Origin of the sequence: Plantactinospora sp. B5E13, assembly GCF_039871775.1 — a bacterium.
Taxonomy (GTDB): domain Bacteria; phylum Actinomycetota; class Actinomycetes; order Mycobacteriales; family Micromonosporaceae; genus Plantactinospora.
Genome location: NZ_JBDPLT010000027.1, coordinates 82,797 through 101,340 on the forward strand (window position 1 = coordinate 82,797; position 18,544 = coordinate 101,340).

The 18,544-nt window shown below is 73.3% G+C and carries 17 protein-coding genes; 7 read left to right on the plus strand and 10 right to left on the minus strand.

Annotated features, from left to right (window positions below; genetic code table 11):
* Positions 1-15: 15 nt before the first annotated feature.
* Positions 16-705, minus strand: a complete 690-nt coding sequence (mtrA, locus tag ABGB05_RS23260; protein WP_331212357.1) for an MtrAB system response regulator MtrA — start codon at positions 703-705, stop codon at positions 16-18.
* Positions 706-1,054: 349 nt separating this feature from the next.
* Here mtrA and ABGB05_RS23265 point away from each other — a divergent pair, with 349 nt between their 5' ends.
* From ABGB05_RS23265 to ABGB05_RS23285, 5 genes are all read left to right on the plus strand, one after another.
* On the plus strand, positions 1,055-1,900 hold the full coding sequence (locus tag ABGB05_RS23265) for a hypothetical protein (RefSeq protein ID WP_347655580.1): 846 nt from the start codon (positions 1,055-1,057) through the stop codon (positions 1,898-1,900).
* Positions 1,897-2,511 carry a DUF4129 domain-containing protein gene (locus tag ABGB05_RS23270; protein WP_347655581.1) on the plus strand — a complete coding sequence of 205 codons (615 nt, stop codon included), beginning with the start codon at positions 1,897-1,899 and terminating at the stop codon, positions 2,509-2,511. The genes ABGB05_RS23265 and ABGB05_RS23270 overlap by 4 nt, the downstream gene beginning before the upstream one ends.
* Entirely contained in the window at positions 2,508-3,977 is a 1,470-nt protein-coding gene (locus ABGB05_RS23275; RefSeq protein WP_347655582.1) for a DUF4350 domain-containing protein, read from the plus strand. Before ABGB05_RS23270 ends, ABGB05_RS23275 begins: the two co-directional genes overlap by 4 nt.
* Before the next feature lie 101 nt (positions 3,978-4,078).
* Positions 4,079-5,008 (plus strand): MoxR family ATPase, encoded by a 930-nt coding sequence (locus ABGB05_RS23280; RefSeq protein ID WP_347655598.1) that lies wholly within the window; start codon positions 4,079-4,081, stop codon positions 5,006-5,008.
* A complete protein-coding gene (locus ABGB05_RS23285; RefSeq protein ID WP_347655583.1) occupies positions 5,005-6,315 on the plus strand; it encodes a DUF58 domain-containing protein in 1,311 nt (436 codons plus the stop codon). Before ABGB05_RS23280 ends, ABGB05_RS23285 begins: the two co-directional genes overlap by 4 nt.
* A gap of 36 nt (positions 6,316-6,351) precedes the next feature.
* Here ABGB05_RS23285 and ABGB05_RS23290 read toward each other — a convergent pair whose 3' ends face one another.
* On the minus strand, positions 6,352-7,386 hold the full coding sequence (locus tag ABGB05_RS23290) for a stage II sporulation protein M (protein WP_347655584.1): 1,035 nt from the start codon (positions 7,384-7,386) through the stop codon (positions 6,352-6,354).
* A 43-nt stretch (positions 7,387-7,429) separates the two neighbouring features.
* On the opposite strand from ABGB05_RS23290, the gene ABGB05_RS23295 reads away from it, so the two are divergent.
* Together ABGB05_RS23295 and ABGB05_RS23300 are read left to right on the plus strand one after the other, a co-directional pair.
* Complete coding sequence (locus tag ABGB05_RS23295) at positions 7,430-8,632, plus strand: RDD family protein (protein ID WP_347655585.1); 1,203 nt, start codon at positions 7,430-7,432, stop codon at positions 8,630-8,632.
* Positions 8,629-8,772: a hypothetical protein gene (locus ABGB05_RS23300; RefSeq protein ID WP_347655586.1), complete on the plus strand. Its 144-nt coding sequence runs from the start codon at positions 8,629-8,631 to the stop codon at positions 8,770-8,772. Before ABGB05_RS23295 ends, ABGB05_RS23300 begins: the two co-directional genes overlap by 4 nt.
* A gap of 131 nt (positions 8,773-8,903) precedes the next feature.
* Here ABGB05_RS23300 and ahcY read toward each other — a convergent pair whose 3' ends face one another.
* From ahcY to ABGB05_RS23340, 8 genes are all read right to left on the minus strand, one after another.
* Positions 8,904-10,403, minus strand: a complete 1,500-nt coding sequence (ahcY, locus tag ABGB05_RS23305) for an adenosylhomocysteinase (RefSeq protein ID WP_347655587.1) — start codon at positions 10,401-10,403, stop codon at positions 8,904-8,906.
* A 457-nt stretch (positions 10,404-10,860) separates the two neighbouring features.
* The gene (gene manA, locus ABGB05_RS23310; RefSeq protein ID WP_347655588.1) at positions 10,861-12,048 is read right to left on the minus strand and encodes a mannose-6-phosphate isomerase, class I; all 1,188 of its coding nucleotides are present in this window, start codon (positions 12,046-12,048) and stop codon (positions 10,861-10,863) included.
* 3 nt (positions 12,049-12,051) lie between these two features.
* Positions 12,052-13,020 carry a cation diffusion facilitator family transporter gene (locus ABGB05_RS23315; RefSeq protein ID WP_347655589.1) on the minus strand — a complete coding sequence of 323 codons (969 nt, stop codon included), beginning with the start codon at positions 13,018-13,020 and terminating at the stop codon, positions 12,052-12,054.
* Between the two features lie 52 nt (positions 13,021-13,072).
* Entirely contained in the window at positions 13,073-14,266 is a 1,194-nt protein-coding gene (locus tag ABGB05_RS23320; protein ID WP_347655599.1) for an SIS domain-containing protein, read from the minus strand.
* Positions 14,266-14,487, minus strand: a complete 222-nt coding sequence (locus ABGB05_RS23325) for a Trm112 family protein (protein ID WP_347655590.1) — start codon at positions 14,485-14,487, stop codon at positions 14,266-14,268. The genes ABGB05_RS23320 and ABGB05_RS23325 overlap by 1 nt, the downstream gene beginning before the upstream one ends.
* A gap of 62 nt (positions 14,488-14,549) precedes the next feature.
* Entirely contained in the window at positions 14,550-15,935 is a 1,386-nt protein-coding gene (locus tag ABGB05_RS23330; protein WP_347655591.1) for a phosphomannomutase/phosphoglucomutase, read from the minus strand.
* Between the two features lie 124 nt (positions 15,936-16,059).
* Positions 16,060-17,442 carry a hypothetical protein gene (locus tag ABGB05_RS23335; RefSeq protein WP_347655592.1) on the minus strand — a complete coding sequence of 461 codons (1,383 nt, stop codon included), beginning with the start codon at positions 17,440-17,442 and terminating at the stop codon, positions 16,060-16,062.
* 176 nt (positions 17,443-17,618) lie between these two features.
* Positions 17,619-18,290 carry an endonuclease V gene (locus ABGB05_RS23340; RefSeq protein WP_347655600.1) on the minus strand — a complete coding sequence of 224 codons (672 nt, stop codon included), beginning with the start codon at positions 18,288-18,290 and terminating at the stop codon, positions 17,619-17,621.
* Positions 18,291-18,544: the final 254 nt, after the last annotated feature.

The window sequence follows — 18,544 nt, forward strand, 5'->3', positions numbered from 1 at the left end:
ACAGTGCACCCCAGGCTATCCGGTGCCCGCCTTGTAGCCGACTCCCCGCACGGTGAGGATGACCTCGGGTCGTTCGGGATCCGGCTCGATCTTGGCGCGCAGCCGCTGCACGTGCACGTTGACCAGTCGGGTGTCGGCGGCGTGCCGGTATCCCCAGACCTGCTCCAGCAGCACCTCACGGGTGAAGACCTGACGCGGCTTGCGGGCCAGCGCCACCAGCAGGTCGAACTCCAGCGGGGTCAGTTTGACCTCCTCGCCGTCCCGGCTCACGGTGTGGGCCGGTACGTCGATGCTGATCTGGTTGCCGGGCGGCCCGATGGTCAGCAGCTCGGGTGCGGCGTCCTCGCCCCGCCGCAGCCGGGCCCGCATCCGGGCCACCAGCTCCTTGGGCTTGAACGGCTTCACGACGTAGTCGTCGGCCCCCGACTCCAGCCCGAGCACCACGTCGACGGTGTCGCTCTTGGCGGTCAGCATGACGATCGGGATGCCCGACTCGGCACGAATCGCCCGGGCGACGTCGATCCCACTCATTCCCGGCAACATGAGGTCGAGCAGGACGATGTCGGGCCGGTTCTCCCGGAACGCGGTCAGCGCCCGCTCGCCGTCGGCGACGAACGACGGGAGGAACCCCTCGCTGCGCAGCACGATACCGAGCATCTCGGCAAGTGCGGGGTCATCGTCGACGACCAGTACCCGGGCTCTCATGGGACTAATCTTCCATCCTCTGTTCAACACCGTGGGTCCCGCGCCCGCCGGTGCGGCGGGCGCGTCGGTCAAACCATGGTCACGAAGCGCAGTAGCTTACCGTGGGCAGTGACGGGGCACCAGCCTCCGAACCACCGGCGGCACCACGTATCCGCTGCTCATCGCCGTCAGGACAAGCACCGCCGGACACACCGCCAGACACTCAGTGCAACTGCACGAAATACTTAACGTAATCATTCCCGGCCGTTGGTACCGGATCGGACCGAGCGGGCGCACGGCCGGATGACCCGCCGTGTCACCATGACTGCTGCGTCTCCCCGCTGAACCCCCGCTGCCGCCAGGAGTGCGTTTGTCCGACGCCGGTCCGACCGCCGTACTGCCCCTGCGCCCACTCACGGTCGGTGAACTCCTCGACTCGGCGGTGCTGCTCTTCCGCCGCCAGGCCCGGACCCTGCTCCCGGTCGCGATCGGGCTCGCCGCGTCGGAACAACTCCTGCTGTATCCGCTGCGCCTCGCCACCGGGGTCGCACCACCGGGCTACCTGCCGGACTTCGACAACCTCGGCGGGTACTGGTTCCTGCTGGCCGTCGGGGCGGCCGCCGAGGTCGTGATCATCGCGCTGCTGGGCAACCTGACGGCACGTGCGGCCGGAACCCTGCTGGTGTATCCGACCGCGCCGCTACCGAACATGCTCCGGCCGACCGGCGCCCGGTACGGCCCGACCGTGGCGGTCGCCGCCCTCGGTGGCCTCCTCATGTTCCTCGCCGCCCTCGCCATGCCGGCCTGGATCGTCGCCATCGCACTGCTCGGCGGTCTGGCGCCGGCGGTCGCCCTGGAACGGGTCGGACCGTTGCGGGCACTGGGCCGGTCGGCTTCCCTCGCGTTACGGCTCGGGGGCCGGGCGGCGGGAATCCGGGTGCTCGGTTACCTCGTCTGGTGGATCCTGCGGGTCGGGTTGACGATCGGCGTCTTCGTCGGCCTGGACGGGGTCGGCCTGCTCGACCCGGCCTGGCTCGTGCCGTTCGGGGCGGTGCTCTGGGCCGTCATCAACAGCATCGCCTACTCCGTGCTCGCCTGCCTCGACGCCGTCGTCCACCTGGAGACCCGGATCCGTACGGAGGGAATGGACATCGCCATCGCCCAGGCCCGCCGTACGGGCCAACTCCGGCCCACCCCGTCGGCGGTCCGGCCGTGAGCGTCAGCCGGTGGTGGACCGAGGCCACGGCGGCGCTCGGCGACCACGTCCCGCTGCCGCTGGCCGCACTGTTGCTGGTGCTGGCCACGATCCTGGTCGCGCTCGCCTGGTACCACTTCCCGGCCTGGGTGCCCCGGCGGCTGCCCCGCTGGCGGCTCTTCCGGCGGTGGCGACGACGACCCCGACGGCAGCCCGTGCCGGAGGCGGCACCGGAGCCGGTCGCCGAACCCGAGGCGGAACCGGGGCCCGAACTGCCCGACGTGCCGGTCGCCACGCTGGTCTCGCTCGCCGACCGGTTGGCCCGGGACGGCCGGTACGCCGAGGCGGTCCGGGAGCGGCTCCGGGGCATGGTCCGCCGCCTGGTCGACCGGCGGGTGCTGGAACACCAGCCGGGGATGACGGTCGTCGAGATCGCCGCCACGGCGGCCCGGAGCCGGCCCGAACTGAACCGGCCGCTGCACGACGCCGGCCAGATCTTCTCCGACCTCTGGTACGGCCAACGTCCGGCCCGTCCGGAACACGACGAACGGATGCGGGACCTCGCCGCCGAACTGGACGAGGTCCTCGCCGGCCGATCCGCCTCCGGCGGCGACGGGAGCGCCCGGACATGACGACCACCTCACCCCCGGACCCGACGACCGCCCCGTCGACGGAGCCGGCGGGCCCCGCCGCCGCTGCACCACCCGGCCGGGCCCCGGACCGGGCCCGACGTCGCCGCCGCTGGCACCGGGTGGTCATTCCGCTCGGCGTCGCCGCCGCGCTGCTGACCACCACCCTGGTCACCCGGGAGGTCGACCAACCCGACCCGGACCCGGGTCTGCTCGCCCCGACCGGCAGCGCCGACGTCGGCGGCAGCCGGCTCGCCGCCGAACTGCGCGCCCGGGGCGTCACCGTCGAACGGGTCACCACCACCCCGCAGGCGCTGGGCCGGGCCGCCGGAGGTGGGGTCACGATCTTCGTACCGACACCGGGCCTGGTCCATCCGGCGTACTGGCAGGTGCTGGTCGACCCCGCCGAGAACGTCCGGGTGCTGCTGGTGGACCCACCACCGCAGGTGCTGTCGGTGGCCCGGGTGCCCCTGGTCGACGCCGGCCGGCGCTGGGCCACCGGGACGGCGCCGTCCGCCGCCCCGGACGGCCGGCCGTGCCGGCTGCCGGAGATCAGCACGGTCGGCCCCGCCGCCGTGTTCCGGCAGCGGTACGCCGACCCGCCCCAGCTGTCGTTCCGGGCCGACCTCTGCTTCGCGGGAGGGGTGGCCCGGAGCAGATGGCGCGGCAACGACATGGTGGTGGTTGGCGCCAGTGACCCGTTCCGCAACGACCGGATCGACGAGTGGCACAACCGTGACCTGGCCGCCGGACTGTTGGGCGTACACCGACGGGTGCTCTGGCTCGACCTCGCCGGCCCGGAACCGGTACCGCCCGCCCACCCCGACGGTGAGCTGGAGTGGAGCCCGCCGCCGGGCGGCTACGACCCGGCGCCCGGCTCCGGCGACGGTGACGGGAGCGGGAGCGGGCCGTCGCAGGGCTCCGAGGGCAGCCAGCCGTGGCAACCGGAGCAGCGGCAGCAGCCGGACGACCGGCGGGCGGACGGTCCGGACAACCGCAACCCACTGGCGGACGCCTTCCCTCCGTGGTTCTGGGCACTTCTCGTCCAACTCGCCCTGGCCCTGCTCATCGCCGCGCTCTGGCGCTCCCGCCGGCTCGGCCCGCCGGTACCGGAGCCGCTGCCGGTGACGGTGCCCGCCGCCGAGACCACGATCGGCCGGGGCCGGCTCTACCACCGCGCCCGGGCGTACGGGCCGACCGCCGGCATCCTGCGGGCCGCGGCGCTGCACCGGCTCGGGCCGGTGCTGAACCTGACACCGGAGACGCCGGAGGCAGAGGTGGTACGGGTCGTCGCGGCGAACACCGGACGATCCCCGGACGACGTACACCACCTGCTCTTCGGGCCCGACCCGACCAGCAACCCGGAGCTGCTCGACCTGGCCCGGGCCCTCGACCACCTGATTCCCCCGGCCGGGCAGCACCCACCCCACCCGCCCCGGCACGACCACTTCGAAGGAGAGACCCGGTGACCCGACCCGCCGGAACCGCAGATCCGCTCGCCGTCCCACCGCACGGGGTACCGACCCAGCCGGGCCCCACCCCCGTCGGGGCCGACGACGCCCGGGCGGCCCTGCACCGGCTCCGGATCGAGGTGGGCAAGGCGGTCGTCGGACAGGACAGCGTGGTCACCGGCATGGTGCTCGCCCTGCTCTGCCGGGGTCACGTGCTGCTCGAGGGCGTACCCGGGGTGGCCAAGACCCTGCTGGTCCGGACCATCGCGGCCGCGCTCGACCTGGAGTCCAAGCGGCTCCAGTTCACCCCGGACCTGATGCCCGGCGACGTGACCGGATCGCTCATCTTCGACCCGCGTACCGCCGCCTTCACCTTCCGGGAGGGGCCGGTCTTCACCAACCTGCTGCTCGCCGACGAGATCAACCGCACCCCGCCGAAGACCCAGGCGGCGCTGCTGGAGGTGATGGAGGAACGGCAGGTGTCGGTGGAGGGTAACCGGCGACCGCTGCCGGACCCGTTCATCGTGGCCGCGACCCAGAACCCGATCGAGTTCGAGGGGACGTACCCACTGCCCGAGGCCCAGCTCGACCGGTTCCTGCTCAACCTGACCATGCCGCTGCCGAACCGCGACGAGGAACTCGGCGTGCTCCGCGCCCACCACGCCGGCTTCGACCCGCGCGAGCTGACCAGTGCCGGCGTACGCCCGGTGGCGAACGCCGCGGACCTGGCGGCGGCCCGGGCGGCGGTGGCCCGGGTCGCGGTCGCCGAACCGGTCCTCGGATACATCGTGGACCTCTGCCGGGGGACGCGGCGCACCCCGGCCCTGGAGTTGGGTGCCTCGCCCCGGGGCGCGATCGCGCTGCTCGGCACCGCCAAGGCGTGGGCCTGGCTGGCCGGCCGCGACCACGTCACCCCGGACGACGTGAAGGCGGTCGCCCGGCCCACCCTCCGGCACCGGCTCCGGCTGCGCCCGGAGGCGGAACTGGAGGGGGTCACCACCGCCGCGGTCCTGGACGCGGTACTCGACACCGTGCCGACGCCACGATGACCTGGCGGGCCGCAGCCCTGCTCGGGGCGGGGGCGCTGACCCTCCCGCTCTGGTCCGCCCCCTGGCTGGGGGTGCTGCTGATGACCGGCGCGGTGCTGGCGCTGACCGTGGTCGACCGGACGCTCGCCGTACCACCCGCGGCGGTGGTGGCGAGCCGCCACGGCGCCCGGACGGTACGCCTCGGCGAGACCGCCACCGTCTCGGTGCAGCTGCACAACACCTCCCACCGGACGCTGCGCGCACTGGTCCGGGACGCCTGGGTGCCGTCGGCCGGAGCCCGCCCCGACTTCCCGGACAACCGGCAGCTACGGATCCCGGCCGGGGCCCGGGTCGTGCTGCCGACCCAGCTCACCCCCAGCCGCCGCGGTGACCGGCCGGCGGTACGGCTCACCCTGCGCTCGTACGGGCCGCTGGGACTCGCCTTCCGGCAGCGCTCCGGTCAGCCGGCGACCCCACCGTGGACCCTGCGGGTGCTGCCCCGGTTCGAGTCCCGCCGGCATCTGCCGGAGAAACTGGCCCGGCTGCGGGTTATCGACGGCACCCAGGTGGCCCGGGGACGCGGCCAGGGCACCGAGTTCGACACCCTGCGCGAGTACGTCGTCGGCGACGACGTCCGCTCGGTCGACTGGCGGGCCAGTGCCCGGCGGGCCGACGTACTGGTCCGGACCTGGCGACCGGAACGTGACCGCCGGGTGGTGTGTGTACTCGACACCGGACGGACGGCGGCGGTACGGGTCGGTGACGTACCCCGGCTCGACGCCTCGATCGAGGCGGCGCTGCTGCTCGCCGCGCTGGCCGGCCGGGCCGGTGACCGGGTCGACCTGCTCGCGGTGGACAACGCGGTCCGGGTGGCGGTGACCGGGGGCAACCAGTCGGGCGCGCTCCCCCGGATGGTCAACGCGCTCGCGCCGCTGCAGCCGAACCTGGTGGAGACCGACTTCGAAATGGTCGCCGGGGAGATCCTCCGCCGGGAACGGCGCCGCTGCCTGGTGGTGCTGCTCACCGCGCTGGAGGCGGGGGCGCTCGGCGAGGGGCTGCTGCCGGTGCTTCCCCGGCTGGCCGCCCGGCACCAGGTGCTGGTGGCCGCCGTGCACGATCCGGTGTTGGCGGAACTCAGCACCCGGAGACCGGAGCGGGTCCAGGACGCGTACGCGACCGCGGCCGCCTGGCGGGCGCTGGCCGACCGGGACCGGGTGCGGCAGGCACTGCACCGGCACGGGGTGACCGTGGTGGACGCCCCGGCCGACCGGCTGGCGTCGATGGTCAGCGACACCTATCTGCGGCTCAAGGCACTCGGCCGGCTCTGACCGGGTGCACCGCCGGGTCGGCGGCCCGGCACCCGGCTACACCGTCCCGGGTGCGGCGCCCGGATACGCCGTCACGGATTCGGCCGCCGGCCGGGCGGTGCCCACCTCCTCCTCGGCCGCCGCCGCACGTTCGGCAGCCAACGCCCGGCGGCCGAAGACGACCACGTAGCCGAGGAAGCCGAGCCAGACGAGCACTCCGATGCCGATCCGGACCGCGGTCGGCACCGCCGCCGGGGTCACGAAGGCCTCGACCAGGCCGGCGACCGCGAACGAGCCGACCAGGCCGAGCGCGACCACCATCCCGGTACGGGCCGCCCGGACGACCGACTGTCCCCGGGTCAGGTCGGCGGGCGGCGCGATCCACGCCCAGCCGATCCGCAGCCCGACACCGGCGGCGACGAAGATGCCGGTCAGTTCCAGCAGACCGTGTGGCGTGATCATGCTGAAGAAGAGTCCGGTGCGGTCGAAGGAGGCCAGCACCCCACCGGTCACCCCGATGTTCAGGGCGTTCTGCCAGAGCAGGTAGAACACCGGCAGGATGAGCACCCCGGAGGCGAGGCAGCGGACCGCGATCCAGGCGTTGTGGGTCCAGAGCTGGAAGGCGAAGCTGGGCGCGGCGTACTCGCTGTAGTAGCCGACGAAGCGCGACGCGAACATCTCGGCGGCGGCCTCGTCGCCGACCAGCGCCGCGGCCTGCTCCGGATGGTCCGCGATCCACCACATGAAGAAGCCCGCGACCAGGCAGAACCCGACCGCCACCGCGCACCACCACGGCCAGGTCCGGTAGACCGCCGCCGGGAAGCTGGTCGAGAAGAACCGGCCGACCATCGACCAGGAGAACCCGGGCCGCCCGGTGAGCCGGCCCTGGGCGACCAGGACCAGCCGGGACAGCCGGGCCACCAGCGCCGGGTCGGGCAGGCGGCTGCGTACCACGGACAACTGGGTGGTCGCCCGCTGGTAGAGGGCGACCAGCTCGTCGGCCTCCTCCGCCGTCAACCGGCGGCGCCGGCACAGCACGGCCAGCCGTCGCCACTGCGCGTTGTGCTCCGCCACGTACGCATCGAGATCCAACTCGTCTCCTCGTCAGTTCGCGACCATAGTGTTCACTGTGCACGTGACAGCGCAACCACCGAGGCCGAGCTCGGCCCGGACCGCATTCGCGGCCGGCCTCGGCGCCGACGCCGGTCTGGTCAGCGGAGAGGCGGTCGAACTGGACGTCCGGGTCGCCCGGCTCGGCTCGCGGGTCCTCGCGCTCCTGATCGACGTGGTCGTCCAGGTGCTGCTCGCCCTCCTCCTGGCGGCGGTGCTCACCCTCTCCTTCGGTGCCCTAGCCGCCAGCGGGATCGTGGGGCTGCCGGACATGGCGGTCGGCCGCGGCCTGCAGACCGTCCTGGCGGTGCTGGTCCTGATCGGCTATCCGGTGCTCTGGGAGACGTTCAACCACGGCCGTTCACTCGGCAAACTCGCCGTCGGGCTCCGGGTGGTCCGCGACGACGGAGGTCCGGTGGGCTTCCGCCAGGCGGTGACCCGGGCCCTGGTCGGGGTCGCCGTCGAGTGGCCCGGTCTGGTGCTGCCACTGCTCACCTGGGTGGCCGGGGTGACCGTGATGCTCTCCGACGCCCGCGGTCGGCGGCTCGGCGATCTGGCGGCCGGCACCCTGGTCATCCACGAACGGAGTCCGGCCGCCACGCACTACCAACCGGGCACCACGCCGGCGCTGGCGGGCTGGGCCCGTACCCTCGACCTCACCCGGCTGGACGACGGCCTCGCGCTGGCGGTCCGCCAACTGCTCAGCCGAGGTCCGACGCTGGCCGATCCGGCCCGACGGCAGCTGGCCGCCTCGCTCTGGGCCGAGGTCGCCGCGGTGACCTCCCCACCGCCTCCGCCGGGCCTGCCCGATTGGGCGTACCTGTCGGCGGTGCTGACCGAACGGCATCTCCGGGCCCGGCAGCGGCTCGCCCGGTCCCGGTCGGTGACCATGGCGCTCTGGCCGGAAGTCACGGCCGACGACGGAGGCACTCGGGCCGACCGCGACCAGACTCCGCCGCCCGGTGCCGACACCGTCCCGGCACCGACGGTACGACCGGCGGCACCGGAGGCACAGCCGGCGGTGCGGTCAGCGGCGGCGGTACGCGCGGCGACGCCACCGCCCACCGCGGCCCGGCCCTGGTCCGCTCCGGTTCCGGCGGGTCCGGGCCGTCCGGGCGTCCTGACCCTGCCGTCGCCCACGGCGCCCCTGACCGGGCCACCCGGGCCCCACCAGCCGGGCATGGACGGTTTGGTCGAGTCCGGCCGGGCCGGTGAGTCCGCCCGATGAAGGCGTTCCTGCCCTGGCTGTTCGTCCTGGCGCTGATCATCGCGCTTAACGCGTTGCGGTTGCGGCCACTCGCCACGGCGGTCGCGGTCGTCTGGCTCGTCTACTGCGTCTGGACCTGGGTACGCCCGCAGCGCCGGTGACCCGACCGACCCGGAACGGACGGAGCCCGGACCGGCGACGGCCAGCATGCCGCCCACGGTCCGGGCTCCCCTGCTCCGACGGTCGCGCGCCGGCCGCACCCGCACTCGGCGGGCCCGGCCGGCGCCGGCGCTCAGTAGCGGTAGTGCTCCGGCTTGTACGGACCCTCGACCGGAATGCCGAGGTACGCCGCCTGCTCCTTGGTCAACTCGGTCAGCTTGGCGCCGAGCGCGTCCAGGTGCAGCCGGGCCACCTTCTCGTCCAGGTGCTTCGGCAGCGTGTAGACCCCGACCGGGTACTGCTCGGTCTTGGTGAACAGCTCGATCTGGGCGATCGTCTGGTTGGCGAACGAGTTCGACATGACGAAGCTCGGGTGCCCGGTGGCGTTGCCGAGGTTCAGCAGCCGGCCCTCGGAGAGCACGATGATCGAGTGGCCGTCGTCGAACTGCCAGACGTCCACCTGCGGCTTGATGTTGACCCGCTGCACGTCGGAACGCTTCGCCAGCCCGGCCATGTCGATCTCGTTGTCGAAGTGGCCGATGTTGCCGACGATCGCCTGGTGCTTCATCCGGGCCATGTGGTCGTGCCGGATGACGTCAAAGCAGCCGGTCGCGGTGACGAAGATGTCCGCGGTCTCCACCACGTCGTCCAGGGTGGCGACCTGGTAGCCGTCCATCGCCGCCTGCAGCGCGCAGATCGGGTCGACCTCGGTGACGATGACCCGGGCGCCCTGGCCGCGCAGCGACTCGGCGCAGCCCTTGCCGACGTCGCCGTAGCCCATCACGACGGCCGTCTTGCCGCCGATCAGGACGTCGGTGGCCCGGTTGATGCCGTCGATCAGCGAGTGACGGCAGCCGTACTTGTTGTCGAACTTGCTCTTGGTGACCGAGTCGTTGACGTTGATCGCCGGGAAGAGCAGGGTGCCGTTCTGCTGCATCTCGTAGAGCCGGTGGACACCGGTGGTGGTCTCCTCGGTCACGCCCTTGATACCGGCGGCGATCCGGGTCCAGCGCCGGTCGTCCTCGCGCAGCGACCGGTGCAGCAGGCCGAGGATGACCGCGTACTCCTCGGAGTCGGCGGTCTCCACCGGCGGTACCGCGCCGGCACCCTCGAACTGGGCACCGCGGTGCACCAGCAGGGTGGCGTCGCCACCGTCGTCGAGGATCATGTTCGGCCCCTGGCCGTCGGGCCAGAGCAGCACCTGCTCGGTGCACCACCAGTACTCCTCCAGCGACTCGCCCTTCCAGGCGTACACCGGCACGCCCTTGGGCTCCTCGACGGTCCCTTCCGGACCCACCACGACCGCGGCGGCGGCGTGGTCCTGGGTGGAGAAGATGTTGCACGAGGCCCAGCGGACCTCGGCGCCGAGCGCCACCAGCGTCTCGATGAGCACGGCGGTCTGGATCGTCATGTGCAGGGAGCCGGTGACCCGGGCACCCCGCAGCGGCTGCTCCGCCGCGTACTCGCGACGGATCGACATCAGGCCGGGCATCTCGTGCTCGGCGAGTTGGATCTCCTTGCGCCCGAACGCGGCGAGGGACAGGTCCGCCACCTTGTAGTCGCCCTCGGCGACGGTCGCGGGGCGGGGTCCGGCGGACGGACCACCTGCGGGTGCCGGGAGGGTGCTGGTCATGAACGCTCCTGTCGTACTGGTCGGCTGGCCGACCCTCCACGTTACGCGCCGCACGGATCGGGGCAGCGCACGGTGGGGTCGCAATCCGGACACTAAGCGGCCGTGACCGCCGGACAGCGCGCGGGGCGGTCGGTCCCCGGGCGTCTCCCGCCCAGTGTCCGGCCGCCCCGCGCATCCCCCCGGTTTGGTTCCCCGCGCGCGTCTCGGACCCGTGTCGCGATAACGCTGCGTACCCACAGAGTCACACTGAGCAAAAGCCGTGTCAAGTCGATCCGCAAATTCCCGTTTCGCGGCGACTCACGTTTGTTTTCCCCCGTCCCGGGTAGCGCGCGTCGCCCCCGGCGGCCCGGCCCTGCGGCAGGGTGGGGCCGGGTGACCCGCGACGGGATCAAGCCTGACCGCCCAGAGCCCCCCGCCCGCCCCGCCCCCACCCCCCACCCGGCACGCCCCGCAAGCCTCAGTCCGGAAGAGGAAGCGAACCCACCGACGCCACGTACGCCTCACCCGCACCGCTCAGCGTCACCGGCCCGCCGTCCGCCGGCCCGATCGCCGACTGCCCCGGCCCGAGCAGCACCGACCCGGCCGCGTCGGCCACCGTCACCGCACCGGCGAGGCAGAGCACGATCCGGGGCCCACGGACCTCGACGCTCGCCGACCCGACGGTGTCGTCGAGGCGTACCCCGTGCAGGGCGAAGTCGTCGACCGGCACCGGCCAGGTCACCACGCCGGGGACCACCGGGACCGGCTTGACCACCGGATCGGCGAGCACCTCGAAACGCAGCACCCGGAGCAGCTCCGGCACGTCGACGTGCTTCGGGGTCAACCCGCCACGCAGCACGTTGTCGCTGGACGCGAGGATTTCCACCCCGGCGCCGAACAGGTAGGCGTGCAGGTTGCCGGCCGGCATCCAGATCGCCTCACCCGGCTCCAGGTGGACGTGGTTGAGCAGCAACGCGACCAGCACGCCCGGGTCGGCCGGATAGCGTACGGCCAGGTCGCGGGCCAGGTCGGCGGCTGGGGCGTACCCCGGCGGGACCTCCGCCGCCACCACCGCCGCGACCAGCCCGGCCCGCTCGTCGGCGGGCCAGCTGAGCAGGGTACGGACCGCGTCCCGCAACCCGTCGAGCCCGCCGCGCAGCGCGGTCACCACCGGCGCGAGCGCCGGCACCCCGAACGCCTCCAGCAACTCCGCCGAACGGGCCGGGTCCCGGAACCCGCAGAGCGCCTGGAACGGCGAGACCGCGACCAGCATCTCCGGCTTGTGGTACGGGTCGACGTAGTTGCGATGGGTCAGCTCCGGATCCGTCGTCTCCGCCGCGTACCCGGCCCGGGCCTGCTCCGCGTCCGGATGCGCCTGCAACGACAGCGGCGCCTCCGGAGCCAGCACCTTCAGCAGGTACGGCAGCCGCTGCCCGAACCGGTCGAGCACGTCCGCGCCGAGCCAGTGCTCCGGGTCGGCGGCGAACGCCTCGACGAGGCTGACCGGCGCGTCGCCGCGCAGCAGCGTGCTCGGATCGCCCGGGTGGGCGCCCAACCACAGTTCCGCCTCCGGCCCCTCGGTCGGCGTCGGACGACCCTGCAGTTCGGCGAGGACGGTCCGCGACCCCCACGCGTAGTCGCGGATCCGTCCGTGCAGCGGCTCCACCCTCTATGCCTCCTTGAGCTGCGAAACCCCGTCGGCCGGCTGCTCCGCGTTCCGGTATATGTCCGGCTCCAAGTAGATCACCCGGGCGATCGGCAGCGTGTTGCGGATCCGCGCCTCGACCGTGTTGATCCCCTCGGCGAGGTCCGCCGCCGTCTCGTACGGCCGCACCGCGACCTTCGCCGCGACCAGCAGTTCCTCCGGCCCGAGGTGCAGGGTCTTCATGTGGATGATCCGCTCGACCTCGTCGCCGTCGGTGATCGCCCGCTCGATCTTCGCCACGTCCTCCGGGTTGGCGCCCTCGCCGATCAGCAGGCTCTTGGTCTCGAAGGCGAGCACGATCGCGATCGTCACCAGCAGCAGACCGATCGCCGCGGTGCCGGCCGCGTCCCAGTAGCCGTTGTCGGTGACCAGGGTCATCGAGACACCGACCAGGGCGAAGACCAGGCCGAGCAGCGCGCCGAGGTCCTCCAGCAGCACGACCGGCAGCTCGGGTGCCTTGGCCCGGCGGACGAACTCCTTCCAGGAGGCCTTGCCCCGGATCGCGTTCGACTCCTTGATCGCGGTCCGGAACGAGTACGACTCCAGGCCGATCGCGATGACCAGCACGACAACCGGCAGCCACCGCCAGCTCTCGATGCCGCCCGGGTGGTCCATCTGCTCGTGCCACTTGTGGTACGCCTCGTAGAGCGCGAACAGGCCACCGAGGCTGAACAGCACGATCGAGACGATGAAGGCGTAGATGTAGCGCTCCCGGCCGTACCCGAAGGGGTGTTCGGGGGTCGCCTTGCGCTGGGCCCGACGCCCGCCGAGCAGCAGCAGCGCCTGGTTGCCGGAGTCGGCGACCGAGTGGATCGACTCGGCCAGCATCGACGAGGAGCCGCTGAGCGCGAACGCGACGAACTTGGTCGCGGCGATGCCCAGGTTGGCCAGCAGGGCCGCGACGATGGCCCTGGTGCCCCCGCCGGCGCTCACGACGACACCCCGGGGTGGGGCACTCTGCCGCCGGGCCGGACGATCTGCTCGGTCACGGGTTGGCCAGCTCCTTCATCTCGGTGATGGCCGGTACCGCCATCGGGTCGAGGCCGTGGGCCAGCGCGAGGTAGATCGAGGCGAAGTCGGGTACCGCGATCAACGAGGCGAGCCGCTCCAGGGTGGAGCCGCCCTCGGCGGTGACCACGTCACAGCGCACCCCGCGCCGGTCGGCGAGGGTCTGCACCGCGTCCGCCCGGCGCTCCTCCACGACCAGCGGCTCGTCGGTGTCGTCGTCGGCGTTCAGGCCGCCGTCGCGGAGCAGGACCAGCCGCAGCCGTGTCCCGGTCGACTCCTCGTCAGGGTCGGCGAAGATGTCCCGGCTCGATTCGGCCAGGCCACCGAAGACCCCGTCGAGCAGCCCGACGCGGCCCCGGCCCGCCTCGCCGAGCGCGCCGGCCACCACCGGGTACCGGGCGTTCGCCGACAGGGTGTCACCGAACCGTCGGGCCGCGAGCGTCGCCAGCGGCGACGAGCCCCAGACGATCGGTACCGATCCGGCCAGCCCGAGCGCCAGGGACTTGGCGGGGTTGACGAACGACTCGGCGGAGGGCCGGCAGCGGTCGGCGTCGGCGTCCAGCCGGGCCGCCGTCTCGGCCAGGTCCGCCTCGTTGACCTTCACCAGGCCGAGCGCGCGTCCGGCGAGCAGCACCGGCACGGTCAGCGCCCAGAGGCTGGCCCGGGCGGGCGCCCGGCGGGGCACCGGGACGAACGGCGCCCGGGCCCCCTCGGCCACCGACTGGAGCTGGGAGTCCGGGGCGCCGACGGCGACCAGTCGGGCGCCCCGGCGGGCGGCGGCCTCGGCCGCGCCGAGCGCCTCCGGGCTGCGTCCGGAGGCGCTGACCGCGATGACCACGTCGGCCGCGCCCACCCAGCCGGGGACCCCCGCGCTGCGGTGCTGGATCACCGGTACCGGGCAGCGCGGTCCGGCGACGGTGGCGAGCACCTCACCGGTCCGCGCGGCGGTGCCGATGCCGGCGATCACCACGGCTCGGGGACGTCCCTCGTCGGCGAGGACCCCGAGGTTGGCCTCGGCGGTCAGCGCCGCGGTCTCCCGGACCTGGGCGCCGGCCGAGGCGGTGTGCCGGAGCATGCCGCCCGGGTCGTTCTCGCTCAGCGCCGCCACGTCGTCGAGCAGCGTGTCGTCCGCGACCGGGCGTCCGCGCAGGCCCGCCGTGCCGTCCATCATCATGACCGCGGCTCCGCCGGTCCGCCGGTCTCGTCGGCGAGCAGCTCGACGGGGCCGCCACGGGCCTCGTCCAGGAGCAGCACCGGTACGTCGTCCCGTACCTCGAAGATCCGCCCGCACTCGGTGCAGGTCAGGGTCTGCGCCGACGCGTCGTAGTCGAGGGGGGCGTGGTGCGTGTCCGGGCAGGCCAGAATCTCCAGCAACTGCGGGTCGAGGGCCACTTCGCGGCTCCTTCCACGTGGGTGGGCGGGCCGGGTGACATGCCGAACCGGCCCGAGGGATCTTATCGACGGACCAGCCCGAGCACCTCGTCGCGCAGCGTCGCCATCCGCTGCGCGGTCGGCGCCTCGACGTTGAGCCGCAGCAGCGGTTCGGTGTTGGACGGGCGGAGGTTGATCCAGGCCCCGTCGGGGAACCGGATGGTCAGCCCGTCCAGGTCGTCGGTCTCGGCGTCCGGGTACGCCTGCCGTACCTCGGCCAGCTTCGCCCGCTGGTCCCGTACCGTCGAGTTGATCTCACCGGAGGCGACGTACCGTTCGTAGTCCGCGGCGAGCGCGGAGAGCGGGCCGTCCTGCTCGCCGAGGGCGGCCAGCAGGTGCATCGCGGCCAGCATGCCGGTGTCGGCGAACCAGAAGTCGCGGAAGTAGTAGTGCGCCGAGTGTTCGCCGCCGAAGACCGCGTTGGTCCGGGCCATCTCGGCCTTGATGAACGAGTGCCCGACCCGGCTGCGGACCGGCTGGCCGCCGTGCTCGCGGACGATCTCCGGCACGGCGCTGGACGTGATCAGGTTGTGGATGATCGTGGCGCCGGGGTGCTTGGCCAGCTCACAGACGGCGACCAGGGCGGTGATCGCGGACGGGGAGACCGGCTCGCCCCGTTCGTCGACCACGAAGCAGCGGTCCGCGTCGCCGTCGAAGGCCAGCCCGAGGTCGGCGTTGTGCCGGCGTACGGCGTCCTGCAGGTCGACCAGGTTCGCCGGGTCGAGCGGGTTCGCCTCGTGGTTCGGGAACGAGCCGTCGAGTTCGAAGTAGAGCGGCACGATCTCCAGCGGCAGGGCCGGCAGGACCGCGTCGCCGAGCACCGCCGGCACGGTGTGTCCGCCCATGCCGTTGCCGGCGTCGATGACCACCTTCAGCGGCCGGATCCCGGAGAGGTCGACGAGGGTACGCAGGTGGGCGGCGTACGCGGCGAGCAGGTCCCGGCGCTCCAGCGGGGGCAGCACCTGCGGCGTGGGCCGGGCTTCCTCCTTGTCCAGCAGCGCCTGCGCGCGGTCCCGCAGCTCGGCGAGTCCGCTGTCCTGGCCGATCGGTTTCGCACCGGCCCGGCACATCTTGATGCCGTTGTACTGCGCCGGGTTGTGGCTGGCGGTGAACATCGCGCCGGGCAGGTCCAGGCTGCCCGAGGCGTAGTAGAGCAGGTCGGTGCTGCCGAGTCCGACGTCGAGCACGCCGAGCCCCTCGGCCCGGACCCCGGCGGCAAAGGCGGCGGCCAGCCCGGGCGAGGACGCCCGCATGTCGTGGGCGATCACGACGGTCTCGCGCTGTTCCCCGGAGGTACGGAGCAGCTGTGCGAAGGCCGCGCCCAACGCCTCGGCCGCACGCGTGTCCCACTGCTCGGGAACGGTGCCACGGACGTCGTACGCCTTGACAATAGCGGACAAATCAGACAAGATCTCGCCCCTCAGCCGGCCACTTGGTCAACGGTTTGAGCGTATCGGAGCCGAACGCCCCGACCCGCCCCATGCCGATGCACCGCCCGCCGGGGCCGTACCGGCGGGCGGCGGAGATACCTCCCTACGCCTGCGGCGGAGGAGTACGGGGCAGGATGAACGTGGCGTCGACCCCACCGGCCGCCCCGTCCCCGGCCGCCATCTGCTGCGTCCGGTCCACAGCCGGGGTGATCCGCTGCGTCGGATCGGCCCCCACACCCGGCGTGATCCGCTGCGTCGGCTCCGCACCCACACCCGGCGTGATTCGCTGCGTCGGCTCCGCACCCGACTGGGTCGGCACCGGCTGGCCGGGCGACACCGGCGCGACCGAACCCGGCCCTACCCGGCTGCCCGGAGCCGGAGGTGAAACCGGAGTGCCAGGTGCCGGTGAAACCGGGGCGCCCGCCGTCGACCGGCTGTCCCGGCGGGACCGGCTGTATCCGCTCGTCGGCAGGATCAGGGTGCGCTCGGCACCGGCCGGACCGCCGGGCACGGGATTGCCGGGCACCGGGCCGTTGCCCATCGGTGCCGCGCCGACCGGACCGGAGCCAACCGGCCCGGAACCGAGGGGACCGGCCGGCGGACGGCCGGTCGGGCCGGGACGCCCGGTACCGCCGTACAGGCTGGCCCCCCGTTGGATCGGCGCCGTCGGCAGGGTGTCGACCGGCGGCAGGCCACCCCGGGCCGGGGCGACGGTCCGGCCGGCCCGCTCGGCCCGGTCCGCCCGACCCCGCCGGACCAGCACCACCAGCAGCGCGATCCCGATCGCGACCATCACCAGGCCGACCAGGATCACCAGGGTCCCGATCCCAAAACCGCCACCGGAGTTCTCGGCGGCGTTCGACGTGGCCGGCAGACCGGCGGCCACATCCTGGGTGGACTCCGCCGCCGGCTCGTCGGACTCGGCCGACTCGGTGGCCTCCGGCGTCGGGGTCGGGGTCGACCGGGTCGGCAGCGCGAGCGCCCCGGTCCGGCCGGTCATCCGGGCGGTGTCGATGTGCTGGCCGAGCAGCCCCCCACCCACCGCGTACGCCTCACCCAGCACGGTCATCCGGCCGGGCGGCGCACCGGCCAGCATGGTGACCCGGTACCGGCTGCTGACACTCTTCCGGGCACAGAGTTCGGCCTGGCCCGGCGCGGTGCGCTCGGAGACGACAAGTCCGTCGCCGCCCTGACTCACCGGCACCGGCCGCCAGGCGCCGTCCGCCGCGACGTGCATCCGCACCAGGGCCGGGGTCAGCCCCGGCAGCTGTACGCCGACCCGGGTCCGTACGTTCACACACTCGCCGGACCGCATCGAGACCTTGACCGACACCGCGCCCGGTGAGCCGCCGGCGCTGAAGCTGCTGGACGCGCTGACCCGGACCGTCTCCCCGGCTGCGGCGGCCGGCACGGCCCCCGCCGCGAGCGTGGCACCGACGGCCGCGCAGAGCGTTCCGAACCAGGTGATGCCACGCCGCAGGGACATGATTACCTCGCTTGTCGCAGTTCGGGTCCGGGCACAGGCTACCGGTGGCCGACCACCGTCCCTTCCTCTCATGCCCCGTGCGTCGCCGGCCGAATCGTCCGACTCCCGACCCGACATCCGGTTCGGATCCACGGCCACCGATGGCGGCTCCCGGCGCCGAGTCCCGTCGTCGGGGCTCAGCCGCCACCGAGCCGGCGAAGCTCCGTACGGCACAGCCGGTCCGCCTCCCGGGTCGTCTCCGGCAGCCGGTACCGGCGGGCCAGGTTGAGCACCTGGGCGGCGGCGTTGTCCAGACTCATCCGGTGCCCGACCGAGACGAAGACCGGTTTGGTCCCGTCCCGGGTACGCAGCACCCGCCCCACCTCGTCCACGCCGTCCACCAGCGCCGTCCAGGAGCCGCGACCGTGCCCGGGTTCGTCCCAGCGGCCGACCAACGGGGTCTTGCCGACCCCGATCGCCGGCAGCCCGGTCAGTACCCCCAGGTGGCAGGCGAGCCCGAACCGCCGGGGATGCGCCAACCCGTGCCCGTCACAGACCAGCAGTTCCGGCTCGACGGTCAGCCGGTCGAGCGCGGCCAGCAGGGTCGGCAGTTCCCGGAACGCGAAGAGGCCGGGGACATAGGCGAAGGCTGCCCGGCCGGGCAGCACCACCGCGTCCCGGACCGCCAGGGTCGCGGCGTCGAGCACGACCACCGCCGCCGCGAGCCGGTCACCGTCCTCGGCGTACGCCACGTCGAGGCCCGCCACCGTCCGGGGCTTGGCCGGCCCCGGCCCGACCAGGTCGACCCGCGGTCGCAACCGGTCCTGGACGGCCTCCGCCTCGGCGACCGTACGTGGCGGCGAGGTCATCGCGGTTGTCACGTCCACCGACGCAGGATGGTGCCCGGGTGGCCGGGGAGGCAACCCGGGCGCACCGAGAATCCGCCGCCAACGGCCTCCCGATCACCAGAAGGTCACGACACCCTTGACGGATCAACATTGACGTGATCTCAGCATGGATTCGGTAGGTATCGGTATTCGAAGTGGGTGAGGTGGAGAGCGGCGCGGACGATGTCGCCGATCTGCCGTGGGCTGGCGGTGGTGTGACGAAGGGTCCGCCAGCG

What these genes read in the sequence shown, in the direction of transcription:
- mtrA (WP_331212357.1), bottom strand. Translation starts at nt 705, where the DNA reads ATGAGAGCCCGGGTACTGGTCGTCGACGATGACCCCGCACTTGCCGAG.
- ABGB05_RS23275 (WP_347655582.1), top strand. Translation starts at nt 2,508, where the DNA reads ATGACGACCACCTCACCCCCGGACCCGACGACCGCCCCGTCGACGGAG.
- ABGB05_RS23285 (WP_347655583.1), top strand. Translation starts at nt 5,005, where the DNA reads ATGACCTGGCGGGCCGCAGCCCTGCTCGGGGCGGGGGCGCTGACCCTC.
- ABGB05_RS23300 (WP_347655586.1), top strand. Translation starts at nt 8,629, where the DNA reads ATGAAGGCGTTCCTGCCCTGGCTGTTCGTCCTGGCGCTGATCATCGCG.
- ahcY (WP_347655587.1), bottom strand. Translation starts at nt 10,403, where the DNA reads ATGACCAGCACCCTCCCGGCACCCGCAGGTGGTCCGTCCGCCGGACCC.
- ABGB05_RS23320 (WP_347655599.1), bottom strand. Translation starts at nt 14,266, where the DNA reads ATGATGGACGGCACGGCGGGCCTGCGCGGACGCCCGGTCGCGGACGAC.
- ABGB05_RS23335 (WP_347655592.1), bottom strand. Translation starts at nt 17,442, where the DNA reads ATGTCCCTGCGGCGTGGCATCACCTGGTTCGGAACGCTCTGCGCGGCC.
- ABGB05_RS23340 (WP_347655600.1), bottom strand. Translation starts at nt 18,290, where the DNA reads ATGACCTCGCCGCCACGTACGGTCGCCGAGGCGGAGGCCGTCCAGGAC.